This is a genomic window from Sphingomonas sp. TDK1 (genome assembly GCF_001650735.1).
Classification (GTDB): Bacteria; Pseudomonadota; Alphaproteobacteria; order Sphingomonadales; family Sphingomonadaceae; genus Sphingomonas.
Map to the genome: position 1 here is coordinate 3,889 of NZ_LXVY01000039.1, position 318 is coordinate 4,206.

General features: G+C 72.6%; 1 protein-coding gene. It reads left to right on the forward strand.

Features of this window, described 5'->3' with window-relative positions:
* Nucleotides 1–318, forward strand: a 318-nt coding sequence (locus A7X12_RS26460) for an aldehyde dehydrogenase family protein (protein WP_232318604.1), incomplete at both ends; no start/stop codon positions are given.

The following is a 318-nucleotide window of genomic DNA, read 5'->3' on the forward strand; positions in this document are numbered from 1 at the left end:
GCTGGGCAGCGCGCTGGTCAGCGATCCGCGCATCAAGGCGGTGGGCTTCACCGGCTCGCGCGGCGGTGGCCTGGCGCTGGTCCGCATCGCGCAGAGCCGCCCGGTGCCGATCCCCGTCTATGCTGAAATGAGCAGCGTCAACCCCGTCTTCCTGCTGCCGGCGGCGCTGGAAGCCCGTGCCGAGGCGCTGGGCAAGGGCTATGTCGCCTCGGTGACGATGGGCGCGGGCCAGTTCTGCACCAACCCCGGCCTCGTGCTGGCGATCGACGGCCCGGCGCTCGAGCGTTTCCAGGCCGCGGCCGGCGAAGCGATGCTGGG